Below are 24,270 nucleotides of genomic sequence, written 5' to 3' on the forward strand. Positions count from 1 at the left end.
CCATTATTCCAGAAACTCCGCCACCGCGCGGGTAATCAGGTCCAGGTTTGGGGGGGTGGACAGGCGATGGTCGCCATCCTTCACCAGCGTGACGCGCACGTCGTCATGGGTGATGGCCCCGGCCAAATCCAGGCTGGTCCGCCACGGCACGTCGGGGTCGCGCTGGCCGTGGATCAGGCGCACGGGCACGGGCGGCAGCGCCAGGGGCCGGTCCAGCAGCAGGTGGCGCCGGCCATCCTCGATCAAGGCCCGGGTGATGGGATAGCCCGCGTCGTCATAGAGCGAGGGCTGGCGCCATTCGCCGTCACGCTCCAGCGTGGCGCGGGCCTTCGCGTCCATCCGGGCCCACATCAGCCGCTCGGTGAAGTCCGGCGCGGGGGCGATGCCCACCAGGGCGCGCACCCGGCCCGGCCTGGCCAGGGCCGTCAGCAGCATGATCCAGCCGCCCATGCTGGACCCCACCAGGATTTGCGGGCCTTCGGTCACCTGGTCCAGCACGGCGATGGCGTCGTCGGTCCAGGTGCCGATGGTGCCGTCGCGGAAATCGCCGCTGGACACCCCGTGACCTTGGTAGTCGAAACGGACGAAGGCGTGGCCGCGCTCTTGCGCGTAGGCTTCCAGCGCCGTGGCCTTGGCCCCCGTCATGTCGGACTTCAAACCGCCCAGGAAGACAATTCCGGGGCCACGGCCGGGGCTCCGTCGATAGGCTATGGTGGCGGCCCCCCGCTGTACGCTATGTATCGACGTCTCCGCCATGCTTGCCTTCCCCAGATGACCCTGACCCACACCCCTGGCACCGTAACGGCCTCGACAGACACCGGCAATCCCGCGCCGGCCCCCGATGGGGCCAGTTGGGATGGGACCGCCGATGGGACCAATACCGTCGCCGGTTGGTTCGGGGGCGGCCGTCCCGTGGTTTTGCAGGTGATCCCCAACCTGGTGACGGGCGGGGCGGAGCGCGGCTGCGTCGACATGGCGGCGGCCCTGATGCGCGCCGGCGGCACCGCCCTGGTGGCCTCCGCCGGCGGGCCCATGGCGCGCGAGCTGGAACGCTACAAGGCCGAGCACATCGCCCTGCCGCTGGCCTCCAAGAACCCCTTCACCATCTGGCGCAACGCCAGCCGGCTGGAAGCCCTCATCCGCGAGCGCGGGGTGGACATCATCCACGCCCGCTCCCGCGCCCCGGCGTGGAGCGCCTGGATCGCGGCGCGGCGCACCGGCATCCCCTTCGTCACCACCTTCCACGCCCCTTATAATTTCAAGGGCGAGATGAAGCGGCGCTACAACAGCGTCATGGCCAAGGGCGACCGGGTCATCGCCGTCTCCCGCTTCGTGGCGGAGCATGCGGCCGGCCAATACGGCGTGCCCGCCGAACGGCTGCGCACCATCCCGCGCGGCGTCGACACCTTCATCCTGGATCCCGAGCGGGTCAGCCAGGAACGGCTGATCAAACTGGCGCGCGACTGGCGTCTGCCGGAGGACCAGCGCATCGTCCTGATGCCCGGCCGCCTGACGCGCTGGAAGGGCCAGCTGGACCTGATCGAGGCCATCGCCCGGCTGGGGCGCGACGACGTGCGCGCCGTGCTGGTGGGATCCGACCAGGGGCGGACGGAGTACCGGGCTGAACTGGTGGCGCGCATCCGCGATCTGGGCCTGGAAGGGCAGGTCACCATCGCCGACCATTGCAGCGACATGGCGGCCGCCTACCTGCTGTCCGACGTGGTGGTCAGCGCCTCGTCCCGGCCGGAGGCTTTCGGCCGCGTGATCGTGGAGGCCCAGGCCATGGGCAAGCCCGTCATCGTCACCAACCATGGTGCCGTGGCGGAAACGGTGATCGATGGCGAGACGGGGCTGGTGGTGCCGCCGGAGGATCCGGCCACCATGGCCGCCGCCATCGCCGAGGCCCTGGCCCTGGATAGCCTGCAGCGCCGGGCGCTGGCGGCCGACGCCCGCCGCTTCGTGCTGCAGAACTACACCCGCGAACGCATGTGCGACGCCACGCTGGCCGTCTATGCCGAGCTGTTGCAGCTGCGGGCCACCGTCGGCATGGCCGCCTACCGCAAGGCGGGTTCGTGACCGTCGCGCCAGCCCCCGACGCCCAGCGGATCCTGGTCATCCGCCTGGGCGCCCTGGGTGACCTGGTGCAATGCTTCGATGCCTTCCAGGCCATCCGCCGCCATCACCCTGGGGCCCATGTCACCCTGCTGACCGGGCCGGCCTTCGTCGGGTTCGGCCGGGCCATGCCCTGGTTCGACGACGTGTGGGCCGATCCGCGCGGCCGCAGCCCGCTGGCCTATTGGCGCTTGCGCGCCCAGTTGCGCGCCGGCCGCTTCGACACCATCTATGATCTTCAGAACAAGCCGCGCACCGCCCGCTACTTCTGGCTGATGGGGCCGGGGCGCCGGCCGCTGTGGTCGGGCGCCGCTCGAGGGGCCGCTTTCCCGCTGCCCAGCCTCACCGGGCTGCACAACCACGACCGGTACCGCGTCCAGCTGCAGGCCGCCGGCGTGCCCGACACCGGACCCGCCGACCTCGGCTGGCTGGCGGGCGACGTGGACGGCTTGGCGCCAGAGGGGCCCTTCGTCCTGCTGGTGCCGGGCTGCTCGCCCCACCTGCCGCACAAGCGCTGGCCGGCCGAGCGCTATGCCATGCTGGGCCGGCGCCTGGCCGACCGGGGCCTGACCCCGGTGGTGGTGGGCACCGAGGCCGACCGTGACGCGGCCGGGGCCATCGTGCGCGGCTGCCCCTGGGCGGTCGACTTGGTGGGCCGCACCAGCCTGGGCCAGCTGGCCAGCCTGGCGCGGCGGGCCGAGGGCGCGGTGGGCAACGACACGGGACCGATCTTCCTGACGGCGGCCCTGGGCTGCTCGACGCTGATGATCATGTCGCACCACACCGATCCCGCCCGCTCCGCCCCGTGGGGGTCGGACGCGGCCTGGATCAAGGTGCTGGACCTGACCGACCTGGGCGTGGACGCGGTGGAAACGGCGCTGCGCCTGCGGCCCAAGCCGGATGTGGCCCCCGATGGTGACGCGGACGGGGAAATGGACGGTGAAAACGCCCCGGTTTAGGCCGGTTTTTGCACTTGTTGCCCGCGCCTGTGCCCTGGGGGACACAGCCATGCGGCGCTTATGCCCCGCCAGCCGGCTTACCCCCGGGCCCGACGCTTGACAGTTCCGCCCCCGCTACCCAAAGTCGCCTTTCTTCAATTTGGACAAACCCTGAACGCCATGACGACCGCTGAAAACCTTGACCAGCCCCAGATCGCGATCACGTTGCCCGACGGCAACGTGCGAACTTACGCGGTGGGCGTCACGGGCCTGGAGATCGCGCAGTCGATCTCCAAGAGCCTGGCCAAGGCGGCGCTGGCCGTCACGGTGGACGGGGAGGAGCGCGACCTGTCGCGCCCCATCGAGCATGACGCCAAGGTCGCCATCCTGACGCGCGACGCGCCCTACGCGCTGGAGCTGATCCGCCACGACTGCGCCCACATCCTGGCGGAGGCGGTGCAGCAGCTGTATCCCGGCACGCAGGTCACCATCGGCCCGGCCATCGCCACGGGCTTCTACTATGACTTCGCCCGGGCTGAGCCATTCACGCCCGACGACCTGGTGAAGATCGAGAAGCGCATGCACGAGATCGTGGATGCGGACAGCCCCTTCACGCGCGAGGTCTGGGACCGGGACGAGGCCATCGCCCACTTCAAGTCCATCGGCGAGCATTACAAGGCCGAGATCATCGGCGACATCCCGGCGGGCGAGAAGATCACCATCTACCGCCAGGGCGGCTGGTACGACCTCTGCCGCGGCCCGCACCTGCCCTCCACGTCCAAGGTCGGACACGCCTTCAAGCTGATGAAGGTGGCGGGCGCCTATTGGCGCGGCGACAGCCGCAACCCCATGCTCCAGCGCATCTACGGCACCGCCTGGCGCACGGAGAAGGAGCTGGCGGAGCACCTGCACCAGATCGAGGAAGCGGAGAAGCGCGACCATCGCAAGCTGGGCCGTGAGATGGACCTGTTCCATCTGCAGGAAGAGGCGGCGGGCAGCGTCTTCTGGCACCCCAAGGGCTGGACCCTGTGGCAGGCGCTGGAACGCTACATTCGCGCCAAGCTGAAGGACGCCGGCTATCTGGAGGTGCGCACGCCGCAGCTCTACGACAGCAGCCTGTTCAAGGCCTCGGGCCACTGGGACATGTATGGCGACAACATGTTCAAGATCCGGGAGTCGGTGGACGACCAGGGCCGCGAGAAGTTCTTGGGCCTGAAGCCCATGAACTGCCCGGCCCACGTCCAGATCTTCCGCCAGGGGCTGAAGAGCTACCGCGACCTGCCCATGCGCCTGGCGGAGTTCGGCGCCTGCCATCGCAACGAGCCCTCGGGCGCGCTGCACGGCATCCTGCGCGTCCGCGCTTTCACCCAGGACGACGCCCACATCTTCTGCACCGAGGACCAGGTGCCCGGCGAGGCGGCGGATTACTTCAAGCTGCAGCTGGGCGTGTACAAGGACCTGGGCTTCGACAAGATCGCCGTGAAACTGGCGCTGCGTCCCGACGTGCGCGCCGGCAGCGACGAGGTGTGGGACAAGGCTGAACAGGGCCTGCGCGACGCCCTGACCGCCAACGGCCTGGAGTTCGAGGAGCTGCCCGGCGAGGGCGCCTTCTACGGCCCCAAGGTGGAATTCCATCTGACCGACGCCATCGGCCGCACCTGGCAGTGCGGCACCCTGCAGCTGGACTTCGTGCTGCCGGAACGCCTGGACGCCAGCTACATCGGCGCCGACGGCGCCCGCCATCGGCCGGTGATGCTGCACCGGGCCATCCTGGGCTCGTTCGAACGCTTCATCGGCATGATGATCGAGCATTACGCCGGCAAGTTCCCGCTGTGGCTGTCGCCCGTCCAGGCCACGGTCTGCACCATCACGTCCGAGGCCGACGCCTATGCCGAGGACGTGGCCAAGGTGATGGCCAAGGCCGGCCTGCGGGTCGAGGTCGATACCCGCAACGAGAAGATCAACTTCAAGGTCCGCGAGCATTCGTTGGCCAAGGTGCCGGTCCTGGTGGTGGTCGGCGGCCGCGAGGCGGAGAACCGCACCGTGGCCCTGCGCCGCCTGGGCGGCAAGGACCAGGAGCTGCTGTCGCTTGACGAAGCGGTGGCGGCGCTTAAGCTTGAGGCACGTGCCCCTGTCCCTTCGGAGGGAGTGACGGAGGCCGCGTTCTGAGGATAATTATGGTCTGACCAGCGCCCAACGGGGCTGTGGAGAGAAATCCGCAGTTGCGCGGCGCTGGCTTTTCTTACAAGTACACATCCACGTCTTTTTATCCGGTGTCGCCGCCCGCCCCGTCCCGGGGCATCCACCCACCTCGCGGCCACCGTAAACCAGGGAGAAGGTTCCATAGCCAGGCCCAGCCAAGAGTCGGCCCCCACCCGTGAGGGGCCGCGCGTTAACCGGGAGATCAACGCTCGTTCCGTCCGCCTCATCGACGCCGCTGGCGAGATGGTTGGCGTCGTTAGTCTGCGCGATGCACTGATCGCCGCCGAAGAGGCCGGCCTCGACCTGGTCGAGGTCTCGCCCAACGCCGAGCCCCCCGTCTGCAAGATCCTCGACTACGGCAAGTTCAAGTACGAGGCGCAGAAGAAGGCCGCGGAAGCGCGCAAGAAGCAGAAGATCATCGAGGTCAAAGAGATCAAGCTGCGTCCCAACATCGACGACAACGACTACGACGTGAAGATGCGCAGCGCGCGCCGCTTCCTGGAGGAAGGCGACAAGGTGAAGGTCACCATGCGCTTCCGCGGTCGTGAAATGGCCCACCAGGATCTGGGCATGAACGTGCTGGTGCGCGTGAAGGACTTGCTGGAAGACCTGGCCAAGGTCGAACAGATGCCGAAGCTGGAAGGCAAGCAGATGATCATGATCCTCGCGCCCCGCTGAGCGCAGGACCGATCCTCTGATTGCGGCGACCGCAACGGACACCAAAGGCCCTCGGAATCATTGGTTCCGGGGGCTTTGGTTTTTGTTCTTCCCTCAAGCGCCGGGCGCCGGCATCCGCTGGCTTGGCTCGTCCTCGCTTTCCAGTCCACTGCGTTCCCCGGAAAGCTTCGGCGGGCGCGGTCGTGTCCTATAGAGGCACGAGGCAAAATCTAGTGCCGCTGGTATAACCGACGAAGCGAATAAGGCCGAAGCACGAGGGAACTCCATGAAGGTGGCGGGCGAGGCGATGCGGACCATCTGGGTGGAACCCGACGGCCGCACCGTCGGCATCATTGACCAGACGCGGCTGCCCTTCCGGTTCGAGACCGTGGTGCTGACCGACGTGGCGGCCATGGCCACGGCCATCACCACCATGCAGGTGCGGGGCGCCCCCCTGATCGGCGCGGCCGCCGCTTACGGCATGGCGCTGGCGATGAGGGTGGGGGTGGAGGATGGCGATGTGGAACGGGCGCATGCCCGCCTCATGGCCACGCGGCCCACGGCGGTGAACCTGCGCTGGGCCCTGGACCGCATACGCGAGGTGCTGTTGCTGACCCCGCCGGGGGACAGGCAGGACCGGGCCTATGCCGAGGCCGCCGCCATCGCGGACGAGGATGTGGAGATCTGCCGCGCCATCGGGCGCCACGGCCTGCACCTGATCCGCGCCGCCCACCAGCGCAATCCCGACCGGCCGGTGCGCATCCTGACCCACTGCAACGCCGGCTGGCTGGCCACGGTGGACTGGGGCACGGCCACCGCCCCGATCTACCTGGCGCACGAGGCCGGCATTCCCCTGCACGTCTGGGTGGATGAGACGCGGCCGCGCAACCAGGGCGCTTTCCTCACCGCATGGGAACTGGGCCAGCACGGGGTGCCCCACGCCGTCATCCCCGACAACACCGGCGGCCACCTGATGCAGCACGGCCTGGTGGACCTGGCCATCGTCGGCACCGACCGCACCACCGCCAAGGGCGACGTGGCCAACAAGATCGGCACCTACCTGAAGGCCCTGGCGGCCAAGGACAACGACGTGCCCTTCTATGTCGCCCTGCCGTCCAGCACCATAGACTGGACGCTGGACGACGGCGTCGCCGGCATCCCCATCGAGGAACGCCCGGGCGACGAGGTGGCGCGCATCACCGGCTTGGCCGGCCATGGCGATCTTGAAACCGTGCGCCTGGTGCCCGAGGGCAGCCCGGTGGTGAATTACGCCTTCGACGTCACCCCCGCCCGCCTCATCACCGGCCTCATCACCGAACGCGGCGTCTGCAGCCCCCCGGATCTGGCCCACCTGTTCCCCGACCACCAGCCGCCGGAGCGCATGGGCCAGGTGGCGGTGAATGATGAGTAGGGGGTCAGGCCGCCGTCCCATGACGGCCTGACCGTATGCACCGCGTCCGTTCTACAGCGCGTCCAGCCCCAGCCCGCGCTTGTCGACGGGCCCCACCGCGTTCACCGTCCGCCGCACATGTCGGGCGGCTTCGGTCACGGACTTGATGGTGGGATAGCGGCCCGTTTCCACCATCAGCGACCGGGCGAGCGCCAGACAGCGGGTCTCGCACAGGGCGCGCATGTCGGGGTCGGCGATTTTTTCCAGGTCGATGTTGTGGGCCAGGCCCAGGATGCGCCGGGTGATCTTGGCGCCGGCGTAGCCCAGCGCGTCCACGAACAGCCGGTCGAGATAGACGCGGCGCTCCGTCTCCAGGCAGGCGGTGCCGTCGGGGCCGGAGAACAGGGCGGCGGGATAGGCGTCGCCCTCGCCGCTGGTGCGCCACAGGTGCAGGAACTTGGCGCGGAACAGGGTCCACAGGTCCTCCACCGTTTCCAGCACCCAGTCCTGGTAGGCGTCGCGGGGATGGTCCTCCGTGGCGTGCCCATCCTGGGACAGGTAGTTCAGCAGCAGGTTGCCGATGATGGCGCCGACGTCGAAGCCCATGGGGCCGAAGAAGGCGAACTCCGGATCGATGACCCGCGTGTCCGTCTCCGTCACCATGATGGACCCGGTATGCAGGTCGCCGTGGATCAAGGCCTCGGGGCTGGCCATGAATTTCAGCTTCAGCCGGCTGGCGGCCAGCTTCCACGCCGTGTCCGACTGCACCGCCTTGGCCGTCGCGTCCAGTTGTGGGCTGGTCCAGCGGTTGTGCGGATGGGTCATGTAGGGCTGGGTGAAGATCACGTCCTCCGTCAGGCGGCAGAGGGCGTCGTTGGCGGTGAAGGCCGCCACCAGGGGCCGCTTCTTGGAGGCGGGCAGGGCCAGGTCGCTGGTGGCGTAGAGCGTGCCTGCTAGGTAGTCGCTGACATGCTCCGCCAACCGGGGATAGCGGATGCCTTGCACCAGGCCGCGGCGCAAGATGACGTGGGGGACAGCCGCTCCATCACGATGGCGTACAGCGCGGGGTCGTAATGCAGCAGGGCGGGCGCCCGGCCGGCGGCGCCGGCGGCGTGCAGGGCCATGGCGCGCTGCTCGAACCAGGCGCGGTTGAGATCCAGGGGCCAGCCTTCGCCCACCAGGCGCAGATAGGGCAGGGACTGCTTGACGCACAGGCCGGTGGCCTTGCCGTCTTGACCCGGCCCCTCCACCAGGAAGACCAGGTTGAGATTGCCGTCGCCCACCTCGGTCACCCGCCAGTCGGCGGCGGCACCGCCCAGGCGCGTGGCCAGGGCCGGCACGGCGGCCAGGAAATCGGGCAAGGTCGCATCGCTCAACGGGGCATAGCCCGGCGGCGTCTCCAGGGTCATGAGTGGCGCACTCCCAGCTGTTTCGTCGCCGCCTCACCGGGCGGCGCTGGGGGCTAGTGTGGGCCCGAACGGGCGCGCCCGTCCAGGCGCGCATCAGGCGAGCTTTTCGGGAAACTCCAGCGCCTGCGGCGTGCCGGGCGGCAGGTCCTTGGGCTGGCGGCCGTAGGTGGCGAAGCGGCGCAGCACTTCCGCCATCTCCTCCTCGCCCAGGATGACGGGCGCGCCCATCATGCGCGCATGCCAGTACTGGCGGGCCAGGCTTTCCACCTCCACCGCCAGATCCAGGGCGCGGCGCAGGTCGGCGCCGAAGGCGATCATGCCGTGGTTGGCCAGCAGGCAGGCGCGGCGGGGCCCCAGCGCCGCCATCATGGCGTCGGACAGCGCGGCCGTGCCGAAGGTGGCGTAGTCGGCCACCTCGATGCGGGTGCCGCCGGCCACGGCCACCATGTAATGGAAGGCTGGGATGGGTTCGCGCAGGCAGGCCAGGGCCGTGCAGAAGGTGGAATGGGTGTGCACCACCGCCCCGGCCAGGGGCCGTTCCTGATATATGGCCAGGTGCATGCGCCATTCGCTGGACGGTACCATGGTACCGCGATAGCGACCGGCCAAGTCCATGAAGACGATGTCCTGGGGCGTCAGCGCCTCATAGGGTACACCCGAGGGCGTGACCAGGAAGCCGCCGGCGCAGCGGGTGCTGACGTTACCGCTCTTGCCCTGGTTGATGCCCAGCGTGTTCATGGCCCGGGCGGTGTCGATCACCGCCTGGCGCAGCGCCTGGTCGTCCTCCGGCGGCAGGGGCGTGCCCATCACTCACCCACCTCTTCCTTGGGGTAGACGCCCCAGACCTCGTCGCGCTGCAGCCAGCCGCGGAAGCCGCCCACGTCCACTTGGCACCATGGGCCCTTGCACTTGCGCAGCTTGGCGATGACGCCGGGGTCCAGCTGGGCCACCGCTTCCGAGGCGGACGCGGCGTCGCGCCGCAGGGTGCGCGACTGTTGTCCGGTGACGATGATGCCGCGCCGGCCGGACAGGGTGCTCTGGTGCACCCAGCCTTGCGTGCCTTCCACATCGCGGATGCGGCGCCAGGTGTCGAACTCCGCCGTGATCTCCACCGGCATGCCGGCCTTCACGAACACCCACTCCACCGGATAGCGCACGCCGGGGCCGGTGCGGACATTGACCTCGTTGGACCGCAGGGTGACGAAGCGCGGCACGGGCAACCCGCTGCGCACCACCGCGTCGGGGTGGGCGGCGTCGCTTTGCGGCTCCCCCTCCTGCTGGTCGCTGGCGGCACCGGTGCCATCGGTGCCGGTATGGGTGGGCGGGGCGGCCGGGGCGGACGCGGCGGCGAAAGCCAGGACCATCGCGGCGAGGGGCGCGGCGAGGGGCAACGCGTGCCGGAAGAACCTGACCATGGGCGACCGTTTCAAGGCTGTCCCCGTTCCTGGGAAAAAGGCGGGTGGAAAAAACGCGGGCGGGGCGCGGCCCCGACGTTTCGGCCCCCAATAGAAATCGGCCGTCCGCCGGGGTCAAGCGTCGCCCCTGTTACGGGTATCATCGGACCACGGACCCGGCATGCGTCCCGGGGCCGCTGGACAGCGGCGGCCCTCGCTGCTATGGCAAGAACGCTATCTCGGGAGGAACCATGTCCGAGCGGAAAAAGCCCCTCGTCATCGTGACGCGCAAGCTGCCCGATGTCATCGAGACGCGGATGATGGAGCTGTTCGATACGCGGCTCTCCACCGACGACCATGCCATGACCCCCGCCGAACTGGCGGAGGCGGTCAAGGTCGCCACCGTCGTCGTCCCCACCGTGACCGACCGCCTGGACGCCACCGTCCTGGCCCACGCCGGCCCGCAGCTGAAGCTGATCGCCAACTTCGGCAACGGCGTCGACCACATCGACCTCAAGGCGGCGCGTGAGCGCGGCATCATGGTCACCAACACGCCCGGCGTCCTGACCGAGGACACGGCCGACATGACCATGGCCCTGATCCTGGCGACCGCCCGGCGCGTGGGCGAGGGCGAGCGGCTGATCCGCGCCGGCCAGTGGACGGGCTGGGGCCCCACCCTCATGCTGGGCACGCGCATCTGGGGCAAGCGCCTGGGCATCGTCGGCATGGGGCGCATCGGCCAGGCGCTGGCCCGCCGCGCGCGGGGCTTCGGCCTGTCGGTGCATTACCACAACCGGCACCGCGTCCATCCCGAGATCGAGCAGGAGCTGGAGGCGACCTACTGGGAAAGCCTGGACCAGATGCTGGCGCGGATGGACATCATCTCCATCAACTGCCCGCACACGCCGGCGACCTATCACCTGCTGTCCGCCCGCCGCCTGAACCTGCTGCGTCCCAACAGCATCATCGTCAACACCGCGCGCGGCGAGGTGATCGACGAGAACGAACTGACGCGCAAGCTGGCCAAGGGCGAGATCGGCGCCGCTGGCCTGGACGTGTTCGAGCAGGAACCGGCCATCAACCCCAAGCTGTTGGCGCTCAGCAACGTGGTGCTGCTGCCGCACATGGGCTCCGCCACCATCGAGGGGCGCCAGGACATGGGCGAGAAGGTCATCGTCAACATCAAGACCTTCGTCGACGGCCACAAGCCGCCCGACCGCGTCATCGAATCCATGTTCTAAACGCCTTGAAAAAAGATGTTCCGGCGGCCTCGACTGGGGCCGCCGGCGTCTTGACGAGCCCTCTTCTCCACACCATATGGGGCTCGCTGTTGCTTCACGGCACCAGGACTGGTTGGGGGCGCGACAACCGGCGGCGACGCTGGCCTGCATCCCTTCCGGCACATGGCGGATGGCGCATGAAAACCCTTTGCGCAAAACGCCGTGGCGACTATGATCCGCCGCAGCAATCCTCATAACGATCCGGCCATCGACAATCTGGTGGCTGGCTGGAACGCTTTGCGGGTGGGCCATTGGCCCACTTTTTTATTATCTGGGGTCGGCGATGTCAGGCGGGCAGGTTTCGCCCCATAACCGTCCCCAAGCGAAGGCGGGGACGGCCCGATCGGCCGTTCCCTGGATAGAGATCGATGGACGTACACGAACGCATCGCCGGTATCATCGCCCCCTCGGTCGAGGCCATGGGCTACGACCTGGTGCGCGTGTCGCTGACGGGCAACGCCCGTCCGACGCTGCAGATCATGGCCGAGCGCGTGGACGGCGCCGCCATGACGGTGGATGACTGCGCGGAGATCAGCCGCGCCGTGTCGGCCCTGCTGGACGTGGAAGACCCCATCGACGTCGCCTACACGCTGGAGGTCAGCAGCCCCGGCATCGACCGACCGCTGACCCGGCCCAAGGATTTCGAGCGCTTCGCGGGTTTCGAGGTGCGGGTGGAGACGTCGCAGCCGGTGGATGACCGGCGCCGCTTCATCGGCATGCTGAAGGGGATCGAGGACGGCAAGGTGCTGGTGGAGATGCCCACGGGTCCCGCCGCCGTGCCTTTCGACCTGATCCTGCGGGCCAAGCTGGTGATGAACGACGCGCTGCTGAAGGCGGCCGCCGAGGGCAAGCACCAGCACTGACCCTGTTTCCCCAAGTCTCTACGCATCATACCAACAGTCGTTCTTACTGACGTAACAGAAGGCAAGGTTCGCTTCGATGGAACTTCTTCAAGTCGCTGACGCCGTCGCCCGCGAAAAGAACATCGAGAAAGAGCATGTGCTCGAGGCGATGGAAGAGGCCATCAAGAAGGCTGGCCGGTCGAAGTACGGCCACGAGCACGACATCCGCGCCCGCATCGACCGCAAGACCGGCGACATCCACCTGATGCGCTATCTGGAAGTGGTCGAGACGGTCGAGGACGAGGCGACCCAGGTTTCCGTGGCCCAGGCCAAGCGCAAGCGCCCGGACGCCAAGGTCGGCGACTTCCTGATCGACCCGCTGCCGCCCATCGACTTCGGCCGCATCGCCGCGCAGACCGCCAAGCAGGTCATCGTGCAGAAGGTGCGCGAGGCCGAGCGCGACCGTCAGTACGACGAGTACAAGGACCGCATGGGCGACATCGTCAACGGCCTGGTCAAGCGCGTGGAATACGGCAACGTGACCGTGGACCTGGGCCGTGCCGAGGCGGTTCTGCGCCGCGACGAATGCCTGCCGCGCGAGCACTTCAAGAACGGCGACCGCGTGCGCGCCTACATCTACGACGTGCGGCGCGAGCCGCGCGGCCCGCAGATTTTCCTGTCGCGCACCCATCCCGCCTTCATGGCCGGCCTGTTCAAGCAGGAAGTGCCGGAAATCTACGACGGCATCATCGAGATCAAGGCCGTGGCCCGCGACCCGGGCAGCCGCGCCAAGATTGCCGTCATCAGCAATGACAGCGCCATCGATCCCGTGGGCGCCTGCGTCGGCATGCGCGGCAGCCGCGTCCAGGCCGTGGTCGGCGAGCTGCAGGGTGAGAAGATCGACATCATCCCCTGGAACCGCGACGCCGCCACCTTCGTGGTGAACGCGCTGGCCCCGGCCGAGGTCGCCAAGGTGGTGCTGGACGAGGAGACCAAGCGCATCGAGGTGGTGGTGCCCGACGACCAGCTGTCGCTGGCCATCGGCCGCCGCGGCCAGAACGTCCGCCTGGCGTCCATGCTGACCGGCTGGGACATCGACATCATGACGGAGCAGGAGGAATCCGACCGTCGCACCGAGGAATTCAAGACCCGGTCGCAGATGTTCATCGAAGCCCTGGACGTTGACGACGTGATCGCCCATCTGCTGGTGGCCGAAGGCTTCACCTCGGTGGAGGAGATCGCCTACGTCGATACCGAGGAACTGACCTCCATCGACGCCTTCGACGAGGACGTGGCCGAGGAACTGCGGGAACGCGCCCGCAATTTCCTGGAAGAGCAGAACAGCCGCCTGGAGAACCGCCGCAAGGAACTGGGTGTCACCGACGAGGTGGCGGCCATCGAGGCGCTGACCGCCCCCATGCTGGTCAAGCTGGGTGAGAAGGGCGTCAAGACGCTGGACGACTTCGCCGACCTGGCGGGCGACGAGCTGATCGAAATCCTGGGCAAGGACTCGATGAGCGAGGATGAGGCCAATGAGCTGATCATGGCCGCGCGCGCCCACTGGTTCGCGGACGAAGAGTCCGGCGCGGACGCCTGAGGGGGGCCTGGTTCATGGTCGCCCCGCAGGTCTCGGGACCGACGATGACACCGGACCCCGACGCGCCGCTGCTGCCGGAAGGCGAGGCGGAGGCGGTCGGGGGGGCCAAAAGCCCACTGCGCCGGTGCATCGCCAGCGGGGTGGTCGCGGAGAAGGACGGGATGATCCGTTTTGTCGTCGGACCCGACGGCGCGGTCGTCCCCGATGTGGAGGAAACCCTGCCCGGACGCGGGCTGTGGTTGACGGCGGACCCCGCCTTGGTTGAAAAGGCGGTCGCCAAAGGTTTGTTCGCCAAGGCGGCGCGCCGGTCGGTGCGCACCCCGGCGGACTTGGGGGCCCAAGTGTCGGGCCTTCTGCGTCGCCGTTGTCTGGACCTGGTCGGGCTCGCCCGGCGGGGCGGCCAGGCGGTGGCGGGGTTTGAGAAGGTGGCCGCGGCGCTACGCGCCAAGGCCATCGGTACGCGGTCGGGCATAGGGCTCAGGCTGGAGGCGTCCGATGGGGCTGCCGACGGCCGGTCCAAGCTGGACGCGCTGTCCCCCGGCATCCCGGTGGTCGATATCTTCGACCGGGGGGAGCTGGGCATGGCGCTGGGCCGCGATGACGCGGTGCATGCCGTGGTGGGTGCCGGACCCCTGGTCCAGCGCCTGCAGCGGGAGGCGGACAGGCTGCGCGCCCTCTCCAAGGGGCGCTAGGCCCAGCGCTGGGTAAGGGATGGCCCTGGGGCATCGGCCCCGGGGCGACAACGATGAAACAGTCGGAAAACGTATGACTGACACGAGCGACCAGGACCGCAAGAAGTTGAGCCTTACCGGTCGAGGCAAGCTGGAGCTGAAGAAGACGGTGGACGCGGGATCCGTGCGCCAGAGCTTCTCGCACGGCCGCACCAAGACCGTTGCGGTTGAGGTCAAGCGCAAGCGAACCTTTGAACAGGGCGCCCGTCCGGGCGTGGCCGATGGCGGTGCCGCCGCCCGCGCGGCCGCCGAGGGCCGTCCCGCGCAGGGCGGTGGCCGTGGCCAGCCGCCGCGTGGCGGCGCCCCCCGCCAGCTGACCGACAGCGAGCGTGAAGCCCGTCTGCGCGCCCTGCGCGCCATGGGCGAGAACCCCGCCCAGGAGGACGTGGCCGACGAGCTGCTGGACGAGGTGGCCGCCGACGACCTGCCGATGGCCGACGAGGCCCCGGCCGAGGCCGCGCCCGCGCCCGTGGCCGAGGAGCCGGTCAACGACGGTCCCCTGGACGACGAGACCCTGCGTCGCCGCGAGCTGGAAGAGCTGCGGATGATCCAGGAGGAGGAAAAGCGCGTCGCCGCCGAGGCGGAGAAGCGCCGCCAGGAGGAAGAGGCCAAGCGCAAGGAGGCCGAGGCCGCCCGCAAGGCCGAGGAAGCCCCGCGCGCCGCCCGTCCCGCCGCTGGCAACACCGCGTCGACCACGACCGCCGTCACGGACGCCGCGGCCCCGCGTGGCCCCCTGGCCCCGCGCGCCGCCGATGACGAGGATGACGAGGGTGGGCGCCGCCGCGCCGGCCCCGGCGGCCCCGCGAAGACCGCCAGCAAGGTCGCGGCCCCGGCCCCGGCCAAGGCCGCCAAGGGTGGCGAGCGTCGTCGCAACGCCGGCAAGCTTACCATTTCGCAGGCGTTGAGCGATGAGGGCGGCGCCCCGCGTGGCCGCAGCATGGCCGCGCTGCGCCGCGCCCGTGAACGTGAAAAGCAGCGCCTGACCGGGCGTCAGGATACGCAAAAAGTGACCCGTGACGTCATCATCCCCGAAGTCATCACCGTGCAGGAACTGGCCAACCGTATGGCCGAGCGCGGTGCCGACGTGATCAAGGCGTTGATGCGCATGGGCGTGATGGCCACCATCACCCAGAACATCGACACCGACACCGCCGAGCTGATCGTGACGGAATTCGGCCACCGCGCGCACCGCGTGTCGGAGGCCGACGTCGAGGTGGGCGTGAAGGGCGACCTGGACCGCAGCGAGGATCTGCAGGCGCGTCCGCCGGTCGTCACCGTCATGGGCCACGTCGACCACGGCAAGACCTCGCTGCTGGACGCCCTGCGCCACACCGACGTCGCCAGTCGCGAAGCCGGCGGCATCACCCAGCACATCGGCGCCTACCAGGTGCAGCTGGCGTCGGGTTCGCGCATCACCTTCATCGACACCCCGGGCCACGCCGCCTTCACCGAGATGCGCGCCCGTGGCGCCAACGTCACGGATGTGGTGGTGCTGGTGGTGGCCGCCGATGACGGCGTCATGCCGCAGACGGTCGAGGCCATCCAGCACGCCAAGGCGGCCGAGGTTCCGATCATCATCGCCATCAACAAGTGCGACCTGCCCGGCGCCAAGCCGGACCGGGTGCGGCAGGAACTGCTGCAGCACGGCCTGGTGGTCGAGGCCATGGGCGGCGACGTCCTGGACGTGGAAGTGTCGGCCAAGACGGGCAAGGGCCTGGACAAGCTGGAGGAGAACATCCTCCTGCAGGCTGAAATCCTGGAGCTGAAGGCCAACCCCAACCGCACCGCCGAAGGCGTGGTGGTGGAAGCCAAGCTGGAACGCGGCCGCGGCTCCGTGGCCACCATGCTGGTGCAGCGCGGCACGCTGAAGGTGGGCGACATCGTCGTCGCCGGCAGCGAATGGGGCCGTGTCCGCGCCCTGGTCAACGACCGTGGCCAGAACGTCGATAACGCCGGTCCCGCCACCCCGGTGGAGGTGCTGGGCCTGAACGCCACGCCGCTGGCCGGTGACGAGTTCTCGGTGGTCGAGAGCGAGGGCCGCGCCCGTGAGATCACCGAGTTCCGTCAGCGCAAGAAGCGGGAGGCCCAGGTCGCCCAGTCGGCGCGTGGTTCGCTGGAACAGATGTTCAAGCAGATCCAGGCGGGCGAGGTGAAGGAACTGCCCCTGGTCATCAAGGGCGACGTGCAGGGCTCCATCGAGGCGATCTCCGGCACGCTGGAAAAGCTGGCCGGCGACAATGCCGAGGTCAAGGTGCGCGTGCTGCACTCCGGTGTGGGCGCCATCAACGAGAGCGACGTCACGCTGGCCAACGCCTCGCGCGGCATCATCATCGGCTTCAACGTCCGCGCCAATCCGCAGGCCCGTGAAATGGCCAAGCGGGACAACGCGGAGATCCGCTACTACTCGGTCATCTACGACATCATCGACGATGTCCGGGCCCTGCTGACGGGCATGCTGAAGCCCGTGCTGCGCGAACGCTTCCTGGGCAACGCGCAGATCCTGGAGGTGTTCAACATCACCAAGGTCGGCAAGGTCGGCGGCTGCCGCGTGACGGAAGGTATCGTGAAGCGCGGCGCCGGCGTGCGCCTGCTGCGCGACAACGTCGTCATCCACGAGGGCACGCTCAAGACGCTCAAGCGCTTCAAGGACGAAGTCAAGGAAGTGCGCGAAGGGTACGAGTGCGGCATGGCCTTCGAGAACTACGACAACATCCAGGCGGGCGACGTCATCGAAGCCTACGAGATGGAAGAGGTGGCCCGCGCCCTGTAAGCGCGGCCCGCTTTCATCGCCTGGATCAGAGTGTTTGCGTGACAACCCGGCCGTCCGGTCCAATCCCGGACGGCCGTTTTGGCTCTTACCCGAGCCGTTTGGACCCGGCACCGTTCCCCTGATGGGACGGGCGGGCCGGCCCTCCCCCTAAATGAAATGGGGCGGGGCCCTTACTAGGATAGTGACCCATGAGCCGACATGGTGACGCCGGCCTGCGCGCCGGCAAGGCCCCCTCTCAACGTCAGCTGCGCGTGGGCGAGGAATTGCGCCACGCCCTGGCCGACATCCTGCGCCGGGCTGATTTCCGCGATCCCGACCTGCATGACCTCAACGTGACGGTCAGCGAGGTGCGCATCAGCCCCGACCTGAAGAACGCCACCGCCTTCGTCATGCCCCTGGGCGGCGGCCATGTCGAGCAGATCAAGGCGCTGAACCGCGTCGCCCCCTATCTGCGCAGCCAGGTGGCCAAGGCCATGAGGCTGCAGCACGTGCCGCGCCTCAGCTTCCAGGTCGACGTGTCCTTCGACTACGCCCAGCGCATCGACCAACTGCTGCACCGTCCCGACGTGCAGCGCGACCTGGATCACGAGGCCGACGCCGAGGGTGCCCCCGATGCCGAGGGCACGGAGCCTCACGATGGCCCGTAAGCGCAAGGGCCGGCCGTTGCACGGCTGGCTGGTGCTGGACAAGCCGCCGGGCATGACCAGCACCCAGGCCATGGCCAAGGTGCGCTGGCTGATGCAGGCGGAAAAGGCCGGCCACGCCGGCACGTTGGACCCCATCGCCACCGGCATCCTGCCCATCGCCTTCGGCGAAGCCACCAAGACGGTGTCCTACGCCATGGACTGCGGCAAGACCTACCGCTTCACCCTGCGCTTCGGTGAGTCCCGCACCACCGACGATTTGGCGGGGGAGGTGACGGCCACGCACGACCACCGTCCCAGCGACGAGGCCATCGAGGCGGCGCTGGAGGCCTTCCAGGGTGAGATCAGCCAGGTGCCGCCGCAGTTTTCCGCCATCAAGGTGGCGGGCGAGCGCGCCTACGACCTGGCGCGCGAGGGCGAACGGGTGGATCTGGCGCCCCGCATCGTGCGCGTGGACAGCTTCCTGCTGACCGGGCGCCCCGATGCCGACCACGCCGAGTTCGAGGTGGAGTGCGGCAAGGGCACCTACATGCGCTCGCTGGCGCGCGACCTGGCCCTGGCTTTGGGCACGGTGGGCCACGTGTCCGTCCTGCGCCGGCTGCGGGTCGGTCGTTTCACCATGGATCAGGCGATTTCGCTTGACGAATTGGAACGGGTGGCGCAGACACCCACGGTCGAAGGACTTCTGCAACCGATCGAGACCGCGCTGGACGACATCCCGGCGCTGGCCCTGGCGGAAGCGGAAGCGCACCGACTGAGACACGGACAAACGGTGGCGCTGCTGCGCCGTCATGATCTGGAACGGCTGGACGCCATCCACGATCAGTTGGCGGACAGGGAGCCCATCGCGCTTGCCATTTCAGGTGGCAAGCCGGTGGCGTTGGTCCATGTCGAGGGGGCGGAGGTCCGTCCGGTGCGCGTTTTGAACCTCTAAGTTACGGAGACGACGATGTCGATCACTGCCGAGCGCAAGCAGGCGCTCATTGCCGAGTACAAGACCGCCGAAGGCGACACCGGTTCGCCCGAGGTGCAGGTCGCGATCCTGACGGAACGCATCACCAACCTGACCGATCACATGAAGTCCCACAACAAGGACTTCCACTCCCGCCGTGGCCTGCTGGTCATGGTCAGCCAGCGCCGCAGCCTGCTGGACTACCTGAAGCGCAAGGACGCCGCCCGCTACACGTCGCTGATCCAGCGTCTGGGCCTGCGTCGCTAAGGGTATGGTCCGGACGACGCCCCTGGCGCAACCGACCGCAGTCACCGGTGGCACCGGCCGCCCGCCGTCCGGCGGGCCTGGCGCCCCGGCGCGGTCGCGCGGTGCCGGGGCCCGCGTCCGGATGCTCCGCAAGCGCATCGGTTCTGGGTATTGAGTAGTAAGGATGGCCAGCCGGGTGGACCCGGCTGGCCATCTGTCATTTAAAGGTTTCTAACGCGGGTGCTGCCGATAGGGCCCCGGCTCGGCCGTCCAATCCGGGACGTGATCCGAGTATCGGATGGAAGGAAGAAAGATATGTTCAAGGTTTTCCGTAAAGAGATGGAATGGGGCGGCCGCAAGCTGGTCCTCGAGACGGGCAAGGTCGCCCGTCAGGCTGATGGCGCTGTCATCGCCACCTACGGCGACACGGTCGTGCTCTGCACCGCCGTCGGCGCCAAGTCCGTGAAGCCGGGCCAGGACTTTTTCCCCTGACCGTCAACTACCAGGAAAAGGCGTTCGCCGCCGGCAAGATCCCGGGCGGCTTCTTCAAGCGCGAGGGCCGTCCGACCGAGAAGGAGGTGCTGACCTCCCGCCTCATCGACCGCCCCATCCGCCCGCTGTTCGTCGACGGCTTCCGCAACGAAGTGCAGGTCGTCTGCACCGTGCTGAGCCACGACCTGGAAAACGATCCTGACATCGTCGCGATGATCGGCGCCTCCGCCGCGCTGACGCTGTCCGGCCTGCCCTTCCTGGGCCCCATCGGCGGCGCCCGCGTCGGCTACAAGGATGGCGAGTTCATCCTGAACCCGACGCTGGAGCAGGTCGAGACCACCGACCTGGACCTGGTGGTCGCCGGCACCCAGGAAGGCGTGCTGATGGTCGAATCGGAAGCCAAGGAGCTGTCCGAGGAGATCATGCTGAAGGCCGTCATGTTCGGCCACACCGCCTTCCAGTCGGTGATCAACCTGATCATCGACCTGGCCGAACAGGCCGCCAAGGACCCGTGGGACCTGCCGCCGCCGGCCTATGACAAGGCCGCGCTGAAGGCCAAGCTGAACGAGCTGGTGGGCGCCGACATCCGCGCCGCCTACACCCTGACCGTGAAGCAGGAACGCTATGAGGCCATCTCCACCGCCAAGAAGAAGGCGGTCGAGGCCCTGACGGCGGACGCCGCCTACACGGTGGAAGCCGTCGGCAGCACCTTCAAGGACCTGGAGGCCGACGTGCTGCGCGGCACGGTCCTGGAGACCGGCAAGCGCATCGATGGCCGCAGCACCGTCGACATCCGTCCCATCGTGGCGGAAGTGGGCGTGCTGCCCCGGGCCCACGGCTCGTCCCTGTTCACCCGCGGCGAGACCCAGGCCCTGGTGGTCGCCACCCTGGGCACCGCCCAGGATGAACAGATCGTGGACGCGCTGGAAGGCGAGTACCGCGAAAACTTCATGCTGCACTACAACTTCCCCCCGTACTCCGTGGGTGAAGCCGGCCGCATGGGCAGCCCGGGCCGTCGCGAGATCGGCCACGGCAAGCTGGCGTGGCGCGCCGTGCACCCGCTGCTGCCGTCCAAGGAGACCTTCCCCTACACCCTGCGCCTGGTTTCCGAGATCACCGAGTCCAACGGCTCGTCCTCCATGGCCACCGTCTGCGGCACCTCGCTGGCGCTGATGGACGCCGGCGTGCCGCTGCCGCGCCCCGTCGCCGGCATCGCCATGGGCCTGATCAAGGAAGACACCGGCGTCGCCGTGCTGTCCGACATCCTGGGTGACGAGGATCACCTGGGCGACATGGACTTCAAGGTGGCCGGCACCGAGGCGGGCGTCACCGCCCTGCAGATGGACATCAAGATCACCTCGATCACCGAGGACATCATGAAGGTCGCCCTGGCGCAGGCCAAGGACGGCCGTCTGCACATCCTGGGCGAGATGGCCAAGGCCATCGGCGGCGCCCGCGACGCGGTGAACCAGAACGCCCCGCGCATCACCGTGATCAATATTCCGAAGGAGAAGATCCGCGACGTGATCGGCTCCGGCGGCAAGGTGATCCGCGAGATCGTGGAGCAGACCGGCGCCAAGATCGATATCGAGGACGACGGTACCGTGAAGGTGGCGGCCGTGGACAGCAAGGCGTCCGACGCCGCCATCAAGTGGATCAAGGGCATCGTCGCCGAACCCGAGGTGGGCGAGATCTACGTCGGCAAGGTCGTGAAGGTCATGGACTTCGGCGCCTTCGTGAACTTCCTGGGCGCCCGTGACGGTCTGGTCCACATCTCCGAACTGTCGCCGCAGCGCGTGGCCAAGGTGACCGACGTGGTCAACCAGGGCGACGAGGTGAAGGTGAAGGTCCTGGGCTTCGACGATCGCGGCAAGGTGAAGCTGTCGATGAAGGTCGTCGACCAGGCCACCGGCGAGGACCTGAGCAAGAAGGACAAGGCCGAGGAGGCCTGATCCACTTTAAGGCATAGGCATTCGGCCACGGCCAGTGCCTTTGGTCGAGGAACGAGCCGCCTGGGGTATCCCAGGCGGCTTTTTCTATGCCCTCAGCGCGTTGACAACGTTTCGTTTGTGGCAAAGTCGGGGCAGTAATCCGGTTTGGCCATGAATTAAGGTCTGAGTATTGATTTCCAGCCGTGCGCTCATGGCATGGAAAGTGTGACGTTCCTCACAGGTTATGACCGTCTCGAGGGCGTAATGAATCGGTCATCCATCAGTAGTTACTCGCAATAGTAGCGCGATGGACTTGAAGGTGGTGACGAAACATCGCCGAAACACGCCCAAGATTTATTGCTACCGGCAATGGAATTGTGGCGGATTAGGGACCTTAAAGGAGAGTTACCATGTCGCGTTTACGGACTATTGTCTTGGCTGCTTCGGCTCTGGTCGCGGTTGCCGCGACGCCGGCCCTGGCGCAGAGCACGTTCGATGGCGGCTATGTTGGTGCCAACGCCGGCTATGACTGGTTCAACGCGCGTCAGCGGGCCACCGTCGGCGGCCAGCAGAGCACGCCCGCTCGTGAGACCCAGGGTTTCAACGGCGGCCTCTTCGCCGGCTACGGCCAGACCGTTTACGACAACATCTATGTCGGCGCCGAAGGCGAAGCCAACTTCTACACCGGTGACCGGACCTACGGCGACGCCCTGGGCAGCTATCGCGTGCAGCCCAACTATAGCGCCGGCGTCAGCGCCCGCCTGGGCTACGTGGTCCAGCCCGACCTGCTGCTGTTCGGCCGCGTCGGTTATCAGCACACCTCCATCGACACGACCAACGCCCTGACCGGTGGCGCCTCCCGCCAGTACGCCCAGGACTATGACGGCGTGAAGTACGGCGTCGGCGCCGATTACGCCATCGATGAGCACCTGTTCACCCGCATCGAGTACGACTACACCGACTACTCGCACTCCTCGCGGGATCTGGCCGGCGGCCAGCTGCGCACGACCCCGGACGAAAGCCAGGTCCGTGTCGGCGTCGGCATCCGCTTCTGATAAAAGCGTGCCTTCCTGAGGAAAAGGCCCGGGCTCACCCCGGGCCTTTTTCATTTTCGCGACCGCCCCGCCAGCGCTTTGGGTGAGTTTTCCTAGGACGCGACCGCGTCCGCCGGAGCGTTTTGGGGAGCCGAAAGCGAACTGAAACGCGAGGATAGCCAAGGGGCGGATGCCCCGCCGGCGCTTGAGGAGAATTGAGACTCCGGCGAACCAGGGCTCCGGCGCCTGAGGCGAACGGCTCACCTCGTCGAATACGTCGCCCAGGTGCGCACCGGGCCCGTGTCCACGTGGGTGTGGCCGCTGCCGTCGTAGAAAGCGGCGCCGCCGCGCTGCATGGTCTTGGCGATCTCGGTGATGGCGTCGCCCTTCAGCGCCGGGATGCGGATGTCGGCGGCGCGGCCCTGCATGTGGAAGCTTTCGCGGGCGGCGTTGCGGTTGACCTTGACCAGCGCGGCGTTCGTCTCGGGTGAGCGGTAGCCCGACAGGATGTCCACCTGCGTGGTCGGCGGCAGGCTGGACCGCAGGATGACGCCGCTGATGAAGTCCATCAGCGCCGGGTCGATATCGTGGGTCTCGCCGGTATGGCGGTCGCGCATGATGTGCGCCACCTCGGCCATGGCATGGCCGTCGTAGGCGCCGTCATGCCAGTAGATGACGTCCACCTTCTCCTTGCTGGGTGGATGCACCAGCACGACCCGGCGGATGGCGGCGGTGTTCGCAGGCGGCAGGTCGGCCTCCGCCGGGGGCACGGGGAAGGGCTTGGGCGCGCCGCCGCCGCACGCCGCGACCATGGCCAGCATCAGGGAAAGGGATGCCGCCCGGGTGAACCGGGCCCGGGCGAACCGGAAAGGGGGTTTTATCATGGGGCCAGCCGATATCCGCCGGGTTCGGTCACCAGCAGGACGGCATTGGCCGGGTCCCGCTCCATCTTCTGCCGTAGGCGGTAGATATGGGTTTCCAGGGTGTGGGTCGTGACGCCTTCGTTATAGTTCCACACCTGGTCCAGCAATTGCTCCCGGCTGATGACCGCGCCCTTGGCGCGGTGCAGATAGGCCAGGATTTGCGCTTCCTTGTCGGTCAGGCGGGTCTCGGTGCCGGTGCCGTCCTCCCGCAAGGTGCGGGCGACCGCGCGGAACTCATAGGGACCGATGCGCAGGGCGGGGTCGTCGCCCGTGGGCCGGGCATGCTGGCGTAGCTTGGCCAGCAGGGTGCCGATGCGGAACGGCTTCACCAGCCGGTCGCTGCAGCCCGCGACGTCGGGTTCCCCCTCCACCGCCATCAGCAGGATGGGGCAGTCCACGCCAGCTTGGCGCAAGGCGGCGCAGACGGCGGCCCCATCCATGTCGGGCAGGCGGCTGGCCAGCAGAATGGCCTCGAACGATACCGCCTCAGCGGCGGCCAGGGCGGTGGCGCCATCGGCGGCCTGCCGCACGTCGAATTCCTCCAGGGCTGTCAGCTGCTCGGCCAACAGGTGGCGCAGGGTTTCGTCATCCTCAACCAGCAACAGCTTTTTGGCGCCTGGGGTCGTCATAGGCCTGGACTAGGGAAACGGGGATGAAGGCGGGCAGCCTTGTCGTCTTCTTACCATGGGTGCGGGTCGTTCGCACGGGGTCCATGGGCGCATGCCG

At 68.1% G+C, this 24,270-nt stretch carries 21 protein-coding genes and 1 pseudogene; 15 read left to right on the forward strand and 7 right to left on the reverse strand.

Annotated features, from left to right (window positions below; translation table 11 throughout):
* Positions 1–3 precede the first annotated feature (3 nt).
* The gene (locus UAJ10_RS11680) at positions 4–645 is read right to left on the reverse strand and encodes an alpha/beta hydrolase (RefSeq protein WP_322915515.1); all 642 of its coding nucleotides are present in this window, start codon (positions 643–645) and stop codon (positions 4–6) included.
* Between the two features lie 267 nt (positions 646–912).
* Between UAJ10_RS11680 and UAJ10_RS11685 the strand changes: the two genes are divergently transcribed.
* From UAJ10_RS11685 to mtnA, 5 genes are all read left to right on the forward strand, one after another.
* Entirely contained in the window at positions 913–2,076 is a 1,164-nt protein-coding gene (locus tag UAJ10_RS11685) for a glycosyltransferase family 4 protein (RefSeq protein ID WP_322915516.1), read from the forward strand.
* The gene (locus UAJ10_RS11690) at positions 2,073–3,071 is read left to right on the forward strand and encodes a glycosyltransferase family 9 protein (protein WP_322915517.1); all 999 of its coding nucleotides are present in this window, start codon (positions 2,073–2,075) and stop codon (positions 3,069–3,071) included. Before UAJ10_RS11685 ends, UAJ10_RS11690 begins: the two co-directional genes overlap by 4 nt.
* Before the next feature lie 159 nt (positions 3,072–3,230).
* The gene (thrS, locus tag UAJ10_RS11695; protein WP_322915518.1) at positions 3,231–5,219 is read left to right on the forward strand and encodes a threonine--tRNA ligase; all 1,989 of its coding nucleotides are present in this window, start codon (positions 3,231–3,233) and stop codon (positions 5,217–5,219) included.
* 174 nt (positions 5,220–5,393) lie between these two features.
* Positions 5,394–5,930, forward strand: coding sequence for a translation initiation factor IF-3 (gene infC, locus UAJ10_RS11700; protein ID WP_322917313.1), 537 nt, complete (start codon positions 5,394–5,396; stop codon positions 5,928–5,930).
* 265 nt (positions 5,931–6,195) lie between these two features.
* Positions 6,196–7,320, forward strand: coding sequence for an S-methyl-5-thioribose-1-phosphate isomerase (gene mtnA / locus UAJ10_RS11705; protein ID WP_322915519.1), 1,125 nt, complete (start codon positions 6,196–6,198; stop codon positions 7,318–7,320).
* A 51-nt stretch (positions 7,321–7,371) separates the two neighbouring features.
* On the opposite strand, the gene mtnK is transcribed toward mtnA, so the two are convergent.
* The 4 genes from mtnK to UAJ10_RS11725 form a co-directional block, all read right to left on the reverse strand.
* Positions 7,372–8,319, reverse strand: a complete 948-nt coding sequence (mtnK, locus tag UAJ10_RS11710) for an S-methyl-5-thioribose kinase (protein WP_322915520.1) — start codon at positions 8,317–8,319, stop codon at positions 7,372–7,374.
* A complete protein-coding gene (locus UAJ10_RS11715; protein ID WP_322915521.1) occupies positions 8,253–8,708 on the reverse strand; it encodes a hypothetical protein in 456 nt (151 codons plus the stop codon). Before UAJ10_RS11715 ends, mtnK begins: the two co-directional genes overlap by 67 nt.
* A gap of 93 nt (positions 8,709–8,801) precedes the next feature.
* Positions 8,802–9,515: a class II aldolase/adducin family protein gene (locus UAJ10_RS11720; RefSeq protein WP_322915522.1), complete on the reverse strand. Its 714-nt coding sequence runs from the start codon at positions 9,513–9,515 to the stop codon at positions 8,802–8,804.
* Complete coding sequence (locus tag UAJ10_RS11725; protein WP_145749059.1) at positions 9,515–10,123, reverse strand: SH3 domain-containing protein; 609 nt, start codon at positions 10,121–10,123, stop codon at positions 9,515–9,517. The genes UAJ10_RS11720 and UAJ10_RS11725 overlap by 1 nt, the downstream gene beginning before the upstream one ends.
* A 230-nt stretch (positions 10,124–10,353) precedes the next feature.
* Here UAJ10_RS11725 and UAJ10_RS11730 point away from each other — a divergent pair, with 230 nt between their 5' ends.
* From UAJ10_RS11730 to UAJ10_RS11775, 10 genes and pseudogenes are all read left to right on the forward strand, one after another.
* Entirely contained in the window at positions 10,354–11,343 is a 990-nt protein-coding gene (locus UAJ10_RS11730; RefSeq protein WP_040846616.1) for a 2-hydroxyacid dehydrogenase, read from the forward strand.
* A gap of 407 nt (positions 11,344–11,750) precedes the next feature.
* Complete coding sequence (rimP, locus tag UAJ10_RS11735; RefSeq protein WP_322915523.1) at positions 11,751–12,245, forward strand: ribosome maturation factor RimP; 495 nt, start codon at positions 11,751–11,753, stop codon at positions 12,243–12,245.
* A gap of 76 nt (positions 12,246–12,321) precedes the next feature.
* On the forward strand, positions 12,322–13,821 hold the full coding sequence (gene nusA / locus UAJ10_RS11740) for a transcription termination factor NusA (protein WP_322915524.1): 1,500 nt from the start codon (positions 12,322–12,324) through the stop codon (positions 13,819–13,821).
* A 14-nt stretch (positions 13,822–13,835) separates the two neighbouring features.
* A complete protein-coding gene (locus tag UAJ10_RS11745; protein ID WP_322915525.1) occupies positions 13,836–14,513 on the forward strand; it encodes an RNA-binding protein in 678 nt (225 codons plus the stop codon).
* Positions 14,514–14,586: 73 nt separating this feature from the next.
* A complete protein-coding gene (gene infB / locus UAJ10_RS11750) occupies positions 14,587–17,322 on the forward strand; it encodes a translation initiation factor IF-2 (RefSeq protein ID WP_322915526.1) in 2,736 nt (911 codons plus the stop codon).
* Between the two features lie 188 nt (positions 17,323–17,510).
* Positions 17,511–17,969, forward strand: a complete 459-nt coding sequence (rbfA, locus tag UAJ10_RS11755; RefSeq protein WP_322915527.1) for a 30S ribosome-binding factor RbfA — start codon at positions 17,511–17,513, stop codon at positions 17,967–17,969.
* Positions 17,959–18,900: a tRNA pseudouridine(55) synthase TruB gene (gene truB / locus UAJ10_RS11760; RefSeq protein WP_322915528.1), complete on the forward strand. Its 942-nt coding sequence runs from the start codon at positions 17,959–17,961 to the stop codon at positions 18,898–18,900. The genes rbfA and truB overlap by 11 nt, the downstream gene beginning before the upstream one ends.
* A gap of 15 nt (positions 18,901–18,915) precedes the next feature.
* Positions 18,916–19,185 carry a 30S ribosomal protein S15 gene (rpsO, locus tag UAJ10_RS11765; protein ID WP_145610851.1) on the forward strand — a complete coding sequence of 90 codons (270 nt, stop codon included), beginning with the start codon at positions 18,916–18,918 and terminating at the stop codon, positions 19,183–19,185.
* A gap of 294 nt (positions 19,186–19,479) precedes the next feature.
* Positions 19,480–21,608 (forward strand): annotated as a pseudogene (gene pnp, locus UAJ10_RS11770) (polyribonucleotide nucleotidyltransferase).
* A gap of 413 nt (positions 21,609–22,021) precedes the next feature.
* Entirely contained in the window at positions 22,022–22,642 is a 621-nt protein-coding gene (locus UAJ10_RS11775; RefSeq protein ID WP_322915529.1) for an outer membrane protein, read from the forward strand.
* Between the two features lie 239 nt (positions 22,643–22,881).
* Here UAJ10_RS11775 and UAJ10_RS11780 read toward each other — a convergent pair whose 3' ends face one another.
* Together UAJ10_RS11780 and UAJ10_RS11785 are read right to left on the reverse strand one after the other, a co-directional pair.
* A complete protein-coding gene (locus tag UAJ10_RS11780) occupies positions 22,882–23,505 on the reverse strand; it encodes a YcbK family protein (protein WP_322915530.1) in 624 nt (207 codons plus the stop codon).
* Positions 23,502–24,173 carry a response regulator transcription factor gene (locus tag UAJ10_RS11785; protein WP_322915531.1) on the reverse strand — a complete coding sequence of 224 codons (672 nt, stop codon included), beginning with the start codon at positions 24,171–24,173 and terminating at the stop codon, positions 23,502–23,504. The genes UAJ10_RS11780 and UAJ10_RS11785 overlap by 4 nt, the downstream gene beginning before the upstream one ends.
* Positions 24,174–24,270 lie beyond the last annotated feature (97 nt).

This window comes from Nitrospirillum guaranorum (assembly GCF_034653275.1).
Classification (GTDB): Bacteria; Pseudomonadota; Alphaproteobacteria; order Azospirillales; family Azospirillaceae; genus Nitrospirillum.